Raw genomic sequence first — 15504 nt, forward strand, 5'->3', positions numbered from 1 at the left:
ACACAACGCATGGACACAACGCATGGTTGTGGATCTGACCCCTGCCCCCGGCGTCACCCAGCGCATTCTGAGGACCAGAATGCGCTGGGTGACGCCGGGGGCAGGGGTCAGATCCACAACCATGCGTTGTGTCGTCTGGTCTGGCAGGGTGTCTTGGGGTCCGTCAGGCCGTGCGGAGGCGGCATGGCTTCTCGCCGGGAGTGTCAGCGCGAGAAGGAACAGAATGGCGGCGTAAGACAAGCCGGTGGCGGGCCGGGGCCCACGGCTTCGGGGTGGCATGCGGCTCACCTTTGCCCGTCTTCCCGGTCCACCGTTTTTACGGCGTTCAGTGGCAGCCGCCCCCTTTGCCGCCATCACAGTTTTTGCAACTACCGCAGCCAGTCCGCAGGCCGCCGGGTGTGGCCAGCCGTTCGGCACGGGCGCGCAGGCCGGGCAGATGCTGCGTGTTGCGCAGCAGGCCCGCCAGACTGCGCCAGAACGGCACAAGGGTTGCCGGAGCCAGTTTTTGCAGCCAGTAGGCCGCGCAGAATACGACAATCAGAGCAACGAGGATAATCTGTGTCACAGGTGTCCTCCTGTTATCAGCCGCAGGGCATTAGCCGGTGAAAAAGAGGGTGATGCGGTACGTCAGGAACGAGGCCAGATAGGCAAGCCCGAACAGATAGGCCACGGAAACCCAGACCAGCCGCCAGGACCCGGTTTCCCGCCGGATAACGGCCAGTGTGGAAAAACACTGCGGCGCATACACATACCATGCCAGCAAAGAGAACGCCGTTGCAAGGCTCCAGTGGGCCGAGAGCAGCGGGGCAAGCTGGGCGGCGGCATCACTTTCTGACGCGCCGACGGAATAGACGGTTGCCAGACCACTCACAGCCACTTCCCGCGCGGCCAGACCGGGGATAAGGGCCACGCAGATCTGCCAGTTAAAGCCGATAAAGGCGAAGAGCGGCAGCATGAGATGGCCGATATGCCCGGCAAGGCTCCAGTCAATCGCCGGGCCTTCCGCCCCCGCAGGCGGAGCCGGGAAACTGGAAAGCGCCCACATGATAATGCTGAGCGTGAGGATGATGGTGCCCACGCGGGAGAGGAAAATGCGCGCGCGCTGCCAGAGCTCAATACACAGGCTTTGCAGGCCGGGCAGGCGGTAGCTCGGCAGTTCCATCAGGAGCGGGTGTTCTTCCGTGTCCCGCTTTTTCAGCACACGGGCGACCACCAGCGCGCTCAGCACCCCGGCGGCGTAGAGGGCGAACAGCACCAGCCCATGCAGGTTGAACAGCCCCAGCACCGTGCGGGCGGGCACAAAGGCGCCAATCAGCAGCGCGTAAACCGGCAGACGGGCAGAGCACGTCATGAGCGGGGCAATAAGGATGGTCACCATCCGGTCCCATGGGTTCTGGATGGTGCGTGTGGACATAATGCCCGGCACCGCGCAGGCAAAGCTGGAGAGCAGCGGGATGAAGGAGCGGCCGCTCAGCCCGGCGGAGGCCATCAGCTTATCCAGCATGAAGGCCGCGCGGGGCAGGTAGCCGGATTCTTCCAGAGCGAGAATCCATAAAAAGAGAATAAGGATCTGCGGCAGGAAGACCACCACGGTGCCCGCCCCGGCAATCACACCCTCTACAATCAGGCTGCGCAGAATACCCTCGGGCAGCAATGCGCCAACAAACGCGCCAAGCTGGTCCATGCCGCTTTGCAGAAGGTCCATAAACGGCTGCGCCCATGAGAACACGGCCTGAAACATGATGAACAGCAACACCAGCAGGATGAGCATGCCCCAGACGGGGTGCAGCACCCAGCGGTCCAGCCGGGCATCCAGTTGCGGGTGGCGTTCCGTGGCACGGCGGACGCACAGCGCCATCAGGCGGCGGATTTCCGCGTGCAGGTCCGCTCCTTCTGGCAGCGGGGCCGGTGGCGGCGGGATGGGCGCATCCAGTGCACACAGGATTTCTGACGCCCCGCCGCGTTTGACGCCAATGGCCGTGACAACCGGCACACCCAGTTCCGCCTGCAAACGCGGGACATCAATTTCCAGCCCCTGCCTGCGCACGGCGTCAATCATGTTAAGCACCAGCACCATAGGGCGGCCAAGCTGGCGGAGTTCCAGCGCAAAGCGCAGATGCAGGCGCAGGTTGGTGGCGGCCACAACGCTGATCAGCAGGTCCGGCGCTGGCTCACCTTTATAGACACCCCGGCAGACATCCCGCGTGACGGCCTCGTCCGGGCTGGTGGCGTTCAGGCTGTATGTGCCTGGCAGGTCAAGAATCTGGACGGCGCGGCCCGCGGGCGTCGTCAGGCGGCCTGCCTTGCGCTCCACCGTCACACCCGCATAGTTCGCCACCTTCTGGCGGCTGCCGGTCAGCTGATTGAAAAGGGCGGTCTTGCCGCAGTTGGGGTTGCCAACCAGAGCAACACGCTGGGGCAGGGCGCTGGTCATGCCTCCTCCGTCGGGGCGGGCGCAGTATGCAGGGCCGGGTCCAGTGCTTTGAGGGTTGGAGCGGAGTCCTGCGCGGCCTGCATGACAACCCGCGCCGCTTCCGAGCGGCGGAGGGCAAAGCGCGTAAACCCGATTTCCACAGCCATCGGGTCTCCCCCAAACGGACCGAAGGCAACAACTTTCACAGGTTCACCGGGGACAAAGCCAAATTCTTCCAGCCGCCGGGCTATGTGGTCTGCCGGGGTTGTGGGGGCGACGTGATCAATAATGCCCTGACACTCAAGGGGAAGCTCGTTCAGGCGCACGGCTGCGTTGTCCTGCTGTGGCGGTGGAAAGAGAGATGTTGAGAGTGATCCTTAATTCCATTTACCCCCGCTGTCCAATGGTGCTGCCCTGTGATCTGGGTTGTCAAAATACTCTGGCAGGTGGGGGTGCGGGGCCTGCGGCATGGAAGAGTTGCGGACCTTGTGAGGATTTTACGTGCAATATTCCGCGCTGGCGATTATCAACGGGCCAGCGAAATTATAGACCGCGACGAACCGCCCCGACAAAGAGACCGTCGGAGGCGGCTTAGCGCGTAGGGAAAATCAGGCCTTTTCATGGATATCCGCAATATCGCCATCATTGCTCACGTCGATCATGGCAAGACGACTCTCGTTGATGAACTGCTGAAACAGTCTGGCTCGTTCCATGAGCATCAGCACGTTGCTGAACGCGCCATGGACAGCAATGATCTGGAACGTGAGCGTGGTATTACCATTCTTGCCAAGTGCACGTCCGTTGTCTGGAAAGACACGCGCATCAACATCATTGATACACCCGGACACGCCGACTTCGGCGGGGAAGTGGAACGTATCCTGAGCATGGTGGACGGCGCTGTGGTGCTGGTCGACTCTGCTGAAGGCGCTCTGCCGCAGACCAAGTTTGTGGTCGGCAAGGCTCTGGCCCGTGGCCTGCGCCCGATTGTTGTGGTCAACAAGATTGACCGTGGCGATGCCCGCCCGGACGAAGTGCATAACGAAATTTTCGATCTGTTCGCGGCTCTCGGTGCGAATGACGCGCAGCTCGACTTCCCGATGCTGTATGCCTCTGGCCGTCAGGGCTGGGCCGATGTTGAGCTGGATGGTCCGCGCAAAGACCTCAGCCCGATGTTCGATCTGATCCTCAAGCATGTTCCCGCTCCGGCGCTGGACAAGGACAAGCCGTTCGCCATGACGGCCACCATCCTTGAAAATGACAACTTTCTCGGCCGCGTGCTGACGGGCCGTGTTGAGCAGGGCCGCGCCCGCGTCAACATGCCGGTTAAGGTGCTGCGCGCTGATGGCTCCGTGGTGGAAACGGGCCGTCTGACCAAGCTGCTGTCCTTCCGGGGTCTGGACCGCGTGGGTGTTGAAGAAGTGGAAGCAGGTGACATTGTGGCTGTTGCCGGTCTGTCCGAAGCGACCATTCCTGACACCATTGCGGCCCCTGAAGTGACCGAGCCGCTGCTGGCTATTCCGGTTGACCCGCCGACGCTGTCCATGACCTTCCGCCTGAATGATGGCCCGCTGGGTGGCCGTGAAGGCAAGAAGGTGACGTCTCGCCAGATTCGTGACCGTCTGTTTAAGGAAACGGAAAGCAACATCGCCATCCGCGTGTCTGAAAGCCCGGAAAGCGAAGCGTTTGAAGTGGCTGGCCGTGGCGAACTTCAGCTTGGCGTGCTGATTGAAACCATGCGCCGTGAAGGCTTTGAGCTGACCATTGGCCGTCCCCGCGTGCTGTATCGCACCAATGAGGAAACGGGTGAGCGCGAAGAGCCTTACGAAGAAGTGACCATTGACGTGGACGAGCCCTATTCCGGCGTTGTCGTGGAGAAAATGTCTCTGCGTAAAGGCCAGATGCAGGACATGCGCCCCTCCGGTGGGGACAAGGTGCGTCTGACCTTCATCATCCCGTCCCGCGGGCTGATCGGCTACCATGGTGAATTCCTGACCGACACGCGCGGCACGGGTATCATGAACCGTCTGTTCCACGGCTATCAGCCCTATGCGGGCTCGATTGAAGGCCGCCGCAACGGGTCCCTGATCTCTGCGGAAGATGGCAACACGACCACATATTCCCTGTATTCCCTGCAGGACCGTGGCACACTGTTTGTTGATGCTGGCGAGAAAGTCTATGTCGGCATGATCATCGGTGAGCATTCCCGCGAAAACGATCTGGAAGTGAACGGCGTTCGCGAAAAGAAGCTGACCAACATGCGTGCGTCCGGTAAGGACGAAGCCCTGTTCCTGACGCCGCCGCGCCGGATGTCTCTGGAACAGGCGATTGCCTATATTGAAGACGATGAACTGGTGGAAGTGACGCCCTCCGCTATTCGTCTGCGTAAGCGCTACCTTGACCCGAACGAGCGCAAGAAGCGTGAACGCGCGGGCGATAAAGCCTGAGTCTGCCGCATTGCGGCGCATGATGTGCATCCCTGCCATGCCGGTCTGCCCGTAAGGGTCTGCGGGCAGGGATCTTCTCCTTCCGGTTCCGGCTGGAAGGAGGGGACGCATCCGGGCAGGCCAGCCATTCTGAATGGCGCGGAACACCGGCTTTTTTCGCCCGGTGTTCCCACCCCCTGCGGGGGTATCAAATTCCTGAAAAACAATGTGGCGAGATAACGGTTGAGGCGTGGCGTAGTCACGGCAACCCTCTGGAATGTCTGAATTTTAATTCGAGACGTGAAGAAGCTGTCATGCTATCCAGAATGCCAGCCAGACGGATGCAGCTTGTCCTACGGACTTCTGGCGCACTGGTCTGGACCCCTGACGTCTCAGACATTTTTGGAGACATGATTATGATTTCTCGTCGCCTTCTCGCAGCTCTGTCCACCGTCGCTCTGATGGGTGCTGCTGCTCCGTCCTTCGCTCAGGAAGCTGCCGCTCCTGCTGCTCCGGCAACCACCCCGGCCGCTCCGGCTGCTGAAGCCCCTGCTGCTCCTGCCGCCCCCACAGCCGAAAGCGCCGCTCCTGCTGCGCCGGAAGCTGCTGGTGAAGAAGGCACCAAGAAGAAGCACCACGGCAAGCACCACCATGGCAAAAAACACCATGGCAAGAAGAGCAAGAAAGCTGCCGCTCCGGCCGCTGACTCCTCTTCCGACACGTCTGCTCAGTAATCCGGGCACACAACGGAAAACCGGCACAGGGCTTTCGAGCCTTGAGGCTGGCAAAAAGGCCGGGGGAGCAATCCTCCGGCCTTTTTTACTGGATATCCGTTGAGAGGGTGGTGTGGAGGATCACTCCGGGCCAATTAAACCGCTTGTGATGGCGGCGGCGAGAGGGATGTCGGCAGGTATATTGATCCAGTCGACGGCCTCCGGACGTGTGTTGAGCAGCCAGTCACCAACAATCTCATAACCAAGCGTATAGCCAAACCATCGTGGGAGCGATCCGCGCCCAAAAAACCATCGCGCGTGATCATACTGTGTTTTTGAAAGCGTGCTGGCCTGCACAGCAAAGGTTTTGAGGTCTGAGACCGGGAGTGCGGCTTCCCATGGTTCAGGTTGGGAGTGCAAAACATGCTGCACAAAGCGCCCTGCCAGCCCTTCGCTGACCAGCGCCTCCCCTAATGTTCTTCCATAGCCCGGACCTGCCATTCTGAAGCAGTGGTGAGCCTCATGGATGATTTGGCGTGTCAGAGTTCCATCAAGAAGGCTTTTTGCAAAATTCGGATTATCAGGATCAACGCTCAGGGCGAATAAACTTGCTCGATAGGCCCGCCCTGATAGGCCGAATTCAGGAATTGTTCGGCCTTCTGCGCGCTGAACAAGAACATCTATTTCGGGTAACTGAACATGGTGTGACAACGCAGCATATGCGGCATGGAGTGCGTCCATGATAGGCGCGCGATGCGCGTTGAGGCTGCCCGAGGCTTCCAGCCAGTGAACCGTCCAGATTTTATGGTTCTCCGGGCCTGTGGGGGGTGACAGTTTCAGGAGAGGCTGATGGGAGCAACGGACAGTCATCAGACTATATTTCCTCGGTTTAAAAACTCTCTTACTGTCTCTTATGATGCAGAGCGATAGCCTGTCATGCCTGAAACGACGGACAATTATACCGCCATGAAGAACAGCAATAATCAGGCGATCGGGACACTAAGACTTTGCCTGACGTTAGCTGTTGTACTGCATCATTCTGTTCTGGCTTACTGCACCTTCGGACATTTTGATCACCAGCATTATCTTCTTTCGACAGCACCTATTATCGACAGTGAACGATGGAGTGGATTCGATCTTCTGGTGCGCTGGAACGATACCTATTTTATGGCGCTCATGTTTTTTATTTCAGGGATTTTTGTGTTGCCTGGTTTGCAACGGAAAGGACCTTCCCGTTATTTAAAGGACAGGCTCCTGCGTCTAGGCTTACCTTTTATCGCGTGTGTGACGGTTATCATGCCTGTGGCATATTACCCTTCCATTCTGGAGGCAGGGCAACACATTTCTTTTGTGAGCTTCTGGCTTGGGTATTTTAGCCGCTTCCACTGGCCCGGCGGTCCGGGCTGGTTTCTGTGGTATCTCCTCATTCTTGACGCTCTATGCGTTCTGATAATCCGTTCTTTTCCTTGTCTTTCAAAACAACTCAGTATTGTTCCTGATTTTATAAATCGTCATTTTTTTGCGGCCATTCTGGTCGTTATGACTGCCGCATGTGTCGCTTATCTCCCGTTAGCGTATGGCTTTGGCCCTGATTGCTGGTTGAATTTCGGCCCGTTCTTTATTCAGGGAAGCCGGATTGCGCTGTATGCCTTTTTCTTCGCTCTTGGCTGTGCAGCAGGCGTAACAGGAATTCATCATACTTTATTCCAGAGGGGCAGCGCACTGGCCCGTTACTGGGTGCTTTCTTTCTGCTTCGGGGTCCTGTCTTTCGGTTTCTTCCTCGTGCCTTCGCTCACCACGCTGGGTCTTCAGCCCTTTTTCTTTGTTTTTTGCTGCGTGTCGTTTTGTATGGCCCTGACGGGTCTCTGTTTATGTTACGTCAGGACTGTACCAACATGGGTAGAACGCCTTATGGGAGACGCCTACGGGGTTTATCTTCTGCATTATGCTTTTGTGACATGGAGCCAGTTTTATGTGCTGCCGCTAGCGTGGGGAGCCGTGCCGAAAGCTGCTTTTGTCTTGGCCATAACGTTATCTTGCAGCATCTTTATTACGCGCGCCGTCCGACACGTTCCGGCCACGCGGCGTGTGATCTGAACTTGTGGCGCTCGGCTTCAGGTATGTAAGCCTTATGAAAAGATGAATGCTGTTTGTCTGCTCTCGTTGATAGAGCGGACTGGCAGATTAGGGGGGTAGCCGGAAGGTCTGGTTTCGGCCGGAAAAGGTAACAAGCGGAAATTTACGGCGTGCACTTTCATGACAGCTATCGACCCGTTGCCCTCGTTCCGACGCACCCGGGCCGATCCTAGCAGTCCACCGACGGTTTGCGCGCCGTTCGTTAATCCATTACGTCATGGAATGCGCAGTAGCAGGCATTGGCAGTCCCCTCCTTCGGCTTAGGCTTGACCCTTATCACCAGTGCTGGGGCGCATTTCGCTCCACAGACAGAGAAAGCACATGTCAGACGCAATCCGCACTTACAGCACCGCGAAGGGCTACGTTCAATCAGCATACCTGATCATGACGAACCCTAGCCGCTTCCAAGTTCCGGACGATACGACCTTCATTCTCTCGTACCATATGCTGCTCGGCTTTGCTGTTGAGTTGTACCTGAAGGCATATCTGACTAATACCGGCCACACCGAGGCCGAGCTTCGCAGTGGCGCTGTGAGGCATAATCTAAAGAAGCTGCTTGAGCTCAGTGAGGCCGACAGCTTCTCTCTACCGGCTGCCACAAAACTGGTCGATTACCTTAACGACCAGCACAGCAGCTTTGAATATCGCTCTATATGAAACCCGACAGCTTGTACTGCCTCCGCGACCAAGCGGACGTGTTTACCGAACTCGATAACCTAGATGCATATGTAGATAGGGAGATCGGCGCGTCGGTCTCAAAGGAGAAAACGCCATCGAGCGGTGGGTGGGTTGTGCCGGACGGCTACAACGTTTGGCGTATTCCGCCCAGGACCGTCTAACTCTCGGGGAGTGCATAAGGTCGGCTAAGGAGAAGACAGCTCACTATCAGTGTGTGTTACTATGTGGCTGCGTTTGATATATAAATTGAATGTGGTTTAATGTATTATTTTCTTATTTCGGAAGACAAATATAACAATGACAAAAATAATTCTTATAAAAGGATCGACAAACTCTCATAAGACTGGATCGGCCCGAGAATTTGCGTCAAGTTATCTAACGAGTTTTACTTACATCGGATATTCCCCCACAACTCCAACCGGAGGTTTATCGGGAATTCCGGCGACGGGCGATTTTGTCGCGGTAGGGACCTACACCAAAAATGGTATCGCGTATACCGTGGGCGTTGCAAGCGCTGGTGATAGCGGCACATTAATCGACACAAATGTAGCATATTTCGGATCATTGCCCAACTTAGATATCATTGTGACTTGCTCGAAATCGTCCGGATCATCGGTCGATAGAATATTGCATCATATTTATGATCCGACAGGGACTTTTTATGGCTCTTTACTGCACGTAACCAGTACCTTCAAGTTCGCAGCAGGAAGTCCTAATATTGTCATTGATCAAACTCGTGTCGTAAATGATATAATTCAATTAATTTAAACCAAAATTATAGAATAACGGTGCTTTCCGTCGATCGTCGGGGAGACGGTTTAACTTACGCTTTTGCACGTAGTTTAAGGGCTGCCGATGACTGAAATGCGGCGTGAACAGAAAGTCGACTATTGGGAAAGGAGGACGGAAAGCAACCGTTTGCAACGATGAATTCAAGCGACGTTTAGCGGCCTCATCCAAGCGGCAGGCGCAGTCGGCTCGACGATCAGGTGCGTTGATCAGCAACGGCGTTCCCGGCAGGTTAGTCGAAACTCCACTCAACAAAGGTTTCCATATGCCTGCCAACGAACTCCTCCTGACAATCGACTACAAGGAGCCCGTCGGGGCGACCGTGTTGGGCGAACTGCTATCCGCGATCGGCAACGATTACAGGCGACTCTACGGATGCGAGTTGATCGTCACCGAGATCCGCCAAGGTTCGATCATCGCAATCTTGAAGGAGATCGCGGATAATGCCGATTCGATCAATCACCTAGTTGACTTCCTAAAGAATATTGCAGGCATCAAAAACCTCCTCTTGGGTAGCAAGGGTAAGAAGGGTTCGCGATCTAAGACGACCAAGACAATAAGAGCCATTGCTAACACGGCACTAAAAACGGGCGGCGAAGTATACATCGAGCACGAGAGTGCAAATGGCGAGAAGCTCAAGGTGCACGTCAATCCGGGCGAGGCGCTGCTGATTGTTCAACCACCTCGAGATCGCGCACGTTATGCAACGCCGCGTATCGTTTCGCAGGCAATCAGCGAGGCCTCACTAGATGACGGCTTCATCGCTGATCTTGCTCGTGTAGCATTCAAATCCCCCGCCGCTGGGGGTGACGTGATCGGCGTCGATAATAATCCACAACTCCAACTTCTACGTGAACTGATTGCCGCTATCCGCAGCCGTCCAGACGGTGAGCAATGGATCGCCAAAATCGCGCGGGATCTGCGAGATCGAGGTCATAGCGTCGCGGCGCAAATGCTGGAAGGCTTGTAACGCCTCATCGATTAACCGGCGCCACAAAGCTTGGACTGCCCTGCGCGTTTTTGAATATCTCAAGCGGACGTCGTGTCGTAGTCCGGACCACGACGTCCTACCACGCACGCAGCTAATCGGCAGGAATGTCCAAAACTCAGTCTATCACGGTTCGCCTGACAATGTCGGCTTTTGGGCAGCCGTCACAATCGCTTTTATGACCGACATGAGGCGATAGTCGCCCGTCTGCTTTGGTGCGAAAAAGCAGACATGGCGTTTCAAAATGTTGAATTTCGGGGGTTACTCCAGCCTCACCCCCGCCCAAACCGTGCTGAAACGTATGGGTCTGGCGTCCAGTTCAGGTCCGCGACCCATGGCCATGTTGGTTTGCGGCGGTGGTTGCCGATGTGCAGGATGTCCTGATCAATCGCGCCGGGGGAGAGGGCCATCAGGGCCGGGTTGGCGAGGGCCTTCATGGTCGGGTGCAGGTAGCCGCATTTCAGCACCACAATATGGAAGCGGGCCGGGTCTACGCCGAGATCGCGGAAAGATTCCGCTGAGTGATACAGGCGGCGGCGGGCGGAGAGTGTGGCGGTAATTCCGTCAAACTCAATCACGGCTTCTCCGTCTTCCGGTTTGGTGACAGGGGCCAGATGTTTCACAACGGCGTTTGTCACATGCACCGGCTTGCACATCACGGGGTCCAGTGTCGCACCGATGGACAGCGGCAGCGTGGCCCCTACGCCCGCCCGGTAGCAGGCGTCCGTTGCGGGCCGGTCTGTCATGCCGCCCAGCAGAACATCTTTTGTTCCGGCTTTGAGCAGAGCCTGAAGGAAAAAGGTCTGGTCGGAATTGCCGCCACCGCCCGGATTATCCCCGGAATCTGAAATAACGACCGGGTGCGTGGTGGCATTCATGGCGCGGGAGAGACACTCCTCAATCGTCCCGGTCGGGCTGCCAAACTTAAACGCGTGCCGTGCATCCCAGTAGCGGCCGGCAAGTTCCGCCACAACGCGCTTCTGTTCCTCAATATTCGTGCCGGTTGCCACAACGGAGGCCGCGGCGCGCGGTTCATCCGCCCAGACATAGCCCACAAGCTGTGAGACATCGAGAATACCGGGCAGGCGGTTATATTCGCTGAGGTCCGCCCATAAACGCCGCCCCGGTTCCCATTCCGTACTGCTCTGCTCACCCGGCAGCAGGGCCGGGATGCTGGCCCACACAATGCCGGGGCGCAGGCCGTAGCGCAGGCAGTGCGTGAGCATATCCGCAGCGCGCATCACGTTTTCCACCCGGTCCACATGCGGTGCGGTGCGGTAGGCGGTCATGGCGTCCAGCGTATCCACGGCCCGGCGGCTCAGATTGCCGTGCAGATCATAATACGCGGAAATCAGGCAGTCTGGCCCCACCACGGCGCGGGTGGCCTCGTACCAGTCGCCTTCCGCATCATCCATGCCTTCTACGCTCAGCGCGCCGTGCATCATCAGATACACGCCGTCCAGCGGCAGGAGTTTTTTCAGGCGGTCCAGATACTCCGCTTTCAGCGTATCATAGGTTTTGCGCTCCACAGGGCCGCCGGAAGGGGCTGTGGCTTCCAGCGTTGGCAGGAAGGGCACGTCATAACGCAGCAGCGGCAAAGAGAGGGGCGCTTCAAAAATTTCCGGTCCCCGGCGCACCGTCAGATCCTCCATCCGGGCGCGGATGCGGCTGTAGGTGCTACATTCCGAGGCAATGCCACCCACGGCAAGCCGGGGTGTGCCCCGGAAGGCAGGCACCAGCCCCGCCGCCCGTGCTGCTCCGTTCAGGGCCGGTAATCCGGCCAGAACGCTGGCAGGAAGCATTTTGAGAATCAGTCTGCGCCGCACGGGAAGGCCTCCATCTGATATGACAGTTCAATCGTTCTTTAACTGTAACGATAAAAGCCGGGCCTATCAAATCCCCTGCAAGGGGCGTGCATGGAAGCCGGAAGGGTGTGATCTAGCGGTAGCGGCTGATGGACAGGTCCAGCACAGGAATGTCCGGTTTTCTGCCGTGGATCATATCCGCCAGAATCCGGCCGGAACCGCAGGCCATGGTCCAGCCGAGCGTGCCGTGCCCGGTATTGAGCCACAGATTGCTAAAGCGCGGGACAGGGCCAATAACCGGCGTGCCGTCCGGCGTGTTGGGGCGCAGGCCGGTCCAGTAGGTGGCGGCGGACAGGTCCCCGCCGCCAAACAGTTCTGAAAAGGAGAGTTCCAGCGTCTCGCGCCGGTCCGGGCTGAGGCGCAGGTTGTAGCCTGTCAGTTCCGCCGTGCCTCCCACGCGGATGCGGTTGCCCAGCCGGGTGATGGCGACCTTGTAGGTCTCATCATTCACGGTGGAGAGCGGGGCGTGGCTTTCATCCGTCAGCGGCAGGGTGAGGGAATAGCCTTTGACCGGATAGACAGGCAGATGCACCCCCAGCGGCCTGAGCAGCAGCGGGCTGTAACTGCCCATGGACACGACATAGGCATCCGCCCGCAGATGGCCCTTGCTGGTGCGGATGGACATGACCTCATCCGCAGCCGCGTCCATCCCTTTAATGGTGGTGTCATACAGGAACGTCACACCCTTTGCCGCAGCCATTTTTGCCAGACGCTGGGTAAAGATGTGCGCATCCCCGGACTGATCCCCCGGCAGATACAGCCCCGCCTTCAGCAACCCGCGCGCGTGGGACAGGCCGGGTTCATGCTCCAGAATCTGGTTCACGTTCAGCAGTTCATGCGGGATGGCGCTGTCCGAGAGCAGCTTCATGTCATGATAGGCTTTGTCGATCTGCTTTTCCGTGCGGAAAAGCTGGATCAGCCCGCGCTGCCGGTCATCATAGGTCAGGCCGGTTTCTTCCCGCAGGGCATCAAGACAGTCGCGGCTATACTCGGCCACGCGCAGCATCCGGCCTTTATTGATGTCATAGGCGTGGGCGTTACAGTTTTTGAGAAGCTGCTCCATCCACCGGAACATGGCAAAGTCGATCCGCTTGCGGATCACCAGCGGGCTGTGCCGCTGCATCATCCAGCCAATAGCCTTCATCGGCAGGCCGGGCGCGGCCCATGGGGTGGAATAGCCCGGAGAAACCTGCCCCGCATTGGCAAAGGACGTCTCCAGCCCCGGTTCCGGCTGACGGTCCACCACAATGACCTCATGACCCAGACTGTTCAGATACCAGGCTGAGGTCACGCCGATAACGCCGGCGCCGAGAATGATGATTTTCACAGTTTCATCCTTTCCGGGGATCATAATGGAGGCGGTGGTAGCGGGCTCCGAGATCCGTCAGTATTTCATAGCCGATGGTGTCCGCCAGACGCGCCACGGTGTCCAGAGGTACCTGCGGACCAATCAGGTCAAACACCGCACCGGCAGGTGGCAGAGGGATGCCGGTGGCCATAAGGGGCGAGAGGTCCACGGCCAGTGAGTCCATGGAGATACGCCCGATTATTGGTAATTTGATGTCAGGCTGATCCGGCCAGACAACATGGCCGGTCTGGCCCAGCCTGCGGGGAAAGCCGTCTCCGTAGCCAATGCCCAGCAGCGCGATGGGTGTGGGTTGCCGCGCGGTAAAAGCCGCACCGTAGCCAACACTCGCTCCGGCGGGGACCATCCGTGTCTGAATGACGCGGGCCTGCAACCGGACAGTTGCGTGCATAGGGTTTGGCTGCCCTGCGGTGGGTGCAATGCCGTAGAGGGCCGCGCCGGGGCGCACGAGGTCAAAATGCCAGTCGGGACTCAGAAAAATACCGGAGGAGGCGGCAAGGCTGGCAGGGGCTGCGGGCAGCAGGGCTTTGAGCCGGGTAAAGGTTGCAAGCTGCTGGCGGTTAAGCGGATGCCCCGGAGTATCCGCGCATCCCAGATGGCTCATGACCAGAGTGACCTCAATGCCTTCCAGCCCCTGCGGGTGCGTGGTCAGATGGTCAACTTCAGCTTCCGTCAGGCCGAAGCGGCACATTCCGCTATCAAGTTGCAGTGCTGCGGCCAGCGGGCGGCCCTGCGTGCGGGCAAGAGCCTGCCATTCCTGTACCTGTTGCAGGCTGTTCAGCACGGGCAGAAGGGTGTGCGTCAGGCAAGCGCTGGCCGTGCCGGGGGGCGGGCCGTGCAGCACAAAAATGCGGCTGTCCGGCCCCACCAGCGGGCGCAGGGCAGCCCCTTCCGCCAGATGGGCGACAAAAAAGGTGCGGCATCCGGCCTCATACAAGGTCTGGCCAACCTCTTTCAGCCCCAGCCCGTAGGCGTTGGCTTTGACAGCCGCCCCGCATTCCGCAGGGCTGACCCGTGCGCAAAGCTGCGCATAATTTTCGGCAATGGCGGCAAGATTGATAAGCAGCCGCCCGCCTTCCCAGCCATCCCTGTGCATGGTCTGTCTCCTGACCTCGTTAGGCGTGTCTTTATCATTTTTTTCCGGACGCTGGCAAAAGGGGGCAGGGCTGTGCAGCGGGCGTAAAAAAAGCATATTTTCCGCTTGAAATAAAAACCGTCCAGACGGTATGTATTGCGCATGACAGCCAGATCAAAACGCACCAACAAGCCCGAAGCCGTGAAAAATGACCTCCTGAACGCCGCAGGCCATATTCTGGTCACGGGTGGGATTCAGGCCTTTACGCTGGAACTGGTGGCAAAGGAGGCCAGGGTCAGCAAGGGCGGGCTCCTGCACCACTTCCCTAATAAAAAAGCCCTGCTGGACGGGTTGTTTATGCGGGAGATGGAGATGTTCCGGCAGGAAATGCTGGCCTCTCAGCAGAAAGACCCGGTGGCGGCGGGCCGGGCCGCGCGCGCCTATATTGGCCTGAATCAGGAAAATGAGACTGAAACGCCCGTCATTCTGCGCCATTTGCTGGCGGCCATGCTGATTGACCCGCAGCTTGGTCAGGAATGGATCCGGCATTACTGGGAAGTCATTCGCTCCACGGGCCTGTTTGAAGAGATGACCCCCACACTGCTGCTGGCCTGCATGGCGGCGGACGGGTTGTCTTTGTGGGACATTCTCGGCGCGGATATTCTGGATCAGAAGATGCGTCAGGGCTTGTCTGGCCTGATGGAAAAACTCACGCATATGTCAGAAAAAGTCCCGTGATATGCTGGGTTATGTCTATATTTTCTTCGCCGTTCTTTCTGAAATTATCGCTACAATGGCGCAGAAAGAAGCGCTGGGTTTTACCAGACTCCTGCCCACGCTGATTATGGCGGCAGGGTACGGGGCGTCTTTTGTGTTTCTGGCTCTGTCTCTTCGCCTTGTTCCTATGGGCATTGTGTATGCAGGCTCGGCTGGTCTTTCCATTATTCTGGCCAATCTTGCTGGCTGGATCTACTTCCGGGACCAGCTGGGCGGGCATCAGGCCATCGGGATTCTTCTCATTTTAGTCGGGATTTCTGTCGTCGCGACGCAGTCGTGAC

Annotated in this window: 15 protein-coding genes; 7 read left to right on the plus strand and 8 right to left on the minus strand. The window is 58.0% G+C overall.

The features are described from left to right. The 4 genes from KP699_RS13070 to KP699_RS13085 form a co-directional block, all read right to left on the minus strand. On the minus strand, positions 1-279 hold a 279-nt coding region (locus KP699_RS13070), incomplete at its 3' end, for a hypothetical protein (protein WP_215762929.1). A gap of 46 nt (positions 280-325) precedes the next feature. Next, positions 326-565 carry a DUF6587 family protein gene (locus KP699_RS13075; RefSeq protein ID WP_077930351.1) on the minus strand — a complete coding sequence of 80 codons (240 nt, stop codon included), beginning with the start codon at positions 563-565 and terminating at the stop codon, positions 326-328. A gap of 30 nt (positions 566-595) precedes the next feature. Beyond that, positions 596-2434: a ferrous iron transporter B gene (locus tag KP699_RS13080; RefSeq protein ID WP_215762930.1), complete on the minus strand. Its 1839-nt coding sequence runs from the start codon at positions 2432-2434 to the stop codon at positions 596-598. After that, positions 2431-2739, minus strand: coding sequence for a FeoA family protein (locus KP699_RS13085; RefSeq protein ID WP_215762931.1), 309 nt, complete (start codon positions 2737-2739; stop codon positions 2431-2433). The genes KP699_RS13080 and KP699_RS13085 overlap by 4 nt, the downstream gene beginning before the upstream one ends. 294 nt (positions 2740-3033) lie before the next feature. Here KP699_RS13085 and typA point away from each other — a divergent pair, with 294 nt between their 5' ends. After that, positions 3034-4857, plus strand: coding sequence for a translational GTPase TypA (gene typA, locus KP699_RS13090; RefSeq protein WP_212357668.1), 1824 nt, complete (start codon positions 3034-3036; stop codon positions 4855-4857). A gap of 395 nt (positions 4858-5252) precedes the next feature. Next, complete coding sequence (locus KP699_RS13095) at positions 5253-5570, plus strand: hypothetical protein (protein ID WP_086655151.1); 318 nt, start codon at positions 5253-5255, stop codon at positions 5568-5570. Between the two features lie 120 nt (positions 5571-5690). Here KP699_RS13095 and KP699_RS13100 read toward each other — a convergent pair whose 3' ends face one another. Next, on the minus strand, positions 5691-6419 hold the full coding sequence (locus tag KP699_RS13100) for a DUF2268 domain-containing putative Zn-dependent protease (protein WP_215762932.1): 729 nt from the start codon (positions 6417-6419) through the stop codon (positions 5691-5693). A 66-nt stretch (positions 6420-6485) separates the two neighbouring features. Here KP699_RS13100 and KP699_RS13105 point away from each other — a divergent pair, with 66 nt between their 5' ends. The 3 genes from KP699_RS13105 to KP699_RS13115 all read left to right on the plus strand — a co-directional run bounded on the left by KP699_RS13105 (position 6486) and on the right by KP699_RS13115 (position 10122). Continuing rightward, entirely contained in the window at positions 6486-7646 is a 1161-nt protein-coding gene (locus KP699_RS13105; RefSeq protein WP_215762933.1) for an acyltransferase, read from the plus strand. A gap of 360 nt (positions 7647-8006) precedes the next feature. Beyond that, complete coding sequence (locus KP699_RS13110; protein WP_215762934.1) at positions 8007-8342, plus strand: hypothetical protein; 336 nt, start codon at positions 8007-8009, stop codon at positions 8340-8342. Between the two features lie 1075 nt (positions 8343-9417). Next, positions 9418-10122 carry a hypothetical protein gene (locus KP699_RS13115; RefSeq protein WP_212377606.1) on the plus strand — a complete coding sequence of 235 codons (705 nt, stop codon included), beginning with the start codon at positions 9418-9420 and terminating at the stop codon, positions 10120-10122. A 290-nt stretch (positions 10123-10412) separates the two neighbouring features. On the opposite strand, the gene KP699_RS13120 is transcribed toward KP699_RS13115, so the two are convergent. The 3 genes from KP699_RS13120 to alr form a co-directional block, all read right to left on the minus strand. Next, the gene (locus tag KP699_RS13120) at positions 10413-11966 is read right to left on the minus strand and encodes a M81 family metallopeptidase (RefSeq protein WP_215762935.1); all 1554 of its coding nucleotides are present in this window, start codon (positions 11964-11966) and stop codon (positions 10413-10415) included. A 112-nt stretch (positions 11967-12078) separates the two neighbouring features. Next, the gene (locus KP699_RS13125; protein WP_086655152.1) at positions 12079-13332 is read right to left on the minus strand and encodes a D-amino acid dehydrogenase; all 1254 of its coding nucleotides are present in this window, start codon (positions 13330-13332) and stop codon (positions 12079-12081) included. Between the two features lie 4 nt (positions 13333-13336). Further along, entirely contained in the window at positions 13337-14467 is a 1131-nt protein-coding gene (gene alr / locus KP699_RS13130) for an alanine racemase (RefSeq protein ID WP_215762936.1), read from the minus strand. 141 nt (positions 14468-14608) lie between these two features. Between alr and KP699_RS13135 the strand changes: the two genes are divergently transcribed. Together KP699_RS13135 and KP699_RS13140 are read left to right on the plus strand one after the other, a co-directional pair. Beyond that, complete coding sequence (locus KP699_RS13135; protein ID WP_215762937.1) at positions 14609-15184, plus strand: TetR/AcrR family transcriptional regulator; 576 nt, start codon at positions 14609-14611, stop codon at positions 15182-15184. Position 15185: 1 nt separating this feature from the next. After that, complete coding sequence (locus KP699_RS13140; protein ID WP_077930339.1) at positions 15186-15503, plus strand: multidrug efflux SMR transporter; 318 nt, start codon at positions 15186-15188, stop codon at positions 15501-15503. The last annotated feature ends 1 nt before the right edge of the window (position 15504 follow it).

The organism is Acetobacter sp. P1H12_c (assembly GCF_018811975.1).
Classification (GTDB): Bacteria; Pseudomonadota; Alphaproteobacteria; order Acetobacterales; family Acetobacteraceae; genus Acetobacter; species Acetobacter persici.

Bases quoted from the DNA above. Each gene is read 5' to 3' on its own strand.
- KP699_RS13080 (WP_215762930.1), bottom strand. From the start codon at position 2,434: ATGACCAGCGCCCTGCCCCAGCGTGTTGCTCTGGTTGGCAACCCCAAC.
- typA (WP_212357668.1), top strand. From the start codon at position 3,034: ATGGATATCCGCAATATCGCCATCATTGCTCACGTCGATCATGGCAAG.
- KP699_RS13095 (WP_086655151.1), top strand. From the start codon at position 5,253: ATGATTTCTCGTCGCCTTCTCGCAGCTCTGTCCACCGTCGCTCTGATG.
- KP699_RS13100 (WP_215762932.1), bottom strand. From the start codon at position 6,419: ATGACTGTCCGTTGCTCCCATCAGCCTCTCCTGAAACTGTCACCCCCC.
- KP699_RS13105 (WP_215762933.1), top strand. From the start codon at position 6,486: ATGCCTGAAACGACGGACAATTATACCGCCATGAAGAACAGCAATAAT.
- KP699_RS13110 (WP_215762934.1), top strand. From the start codon at position 8,007: ATGTCAGACGCAATCCGCACTTACAGCACCGCGAAGGGCTACGTTCAA.
- KP699_RS13115 (WP_212377606.1), top strand. From the start codon at position 9,418: ATGCCTGCCAACGAACTCCTCCTGACAATCGACTACAAGGAGCCCGTC.
- alr (WP_215762936.1), bottom strand. From the start codon at position 14,467: ATGCACAGGGATGGCTGGGAAGGCGGGCGGCTGCTTATCAATCTTGCC.
- KP699_RS13135 (WP_215762937.1), top strand. From the start codon at position 14,609: ATGACAGCCAGATCAAAACGCACCAACAAGCCCGAAGCCGTGAAAAAT.
- KP699_RS13140 (WP_077930339.1), top strand. From the start codon at position 15,186: ATGCTGGGTTATGTCTATATTTTCTTCGCCGTTCTTTCTGAAATTATC.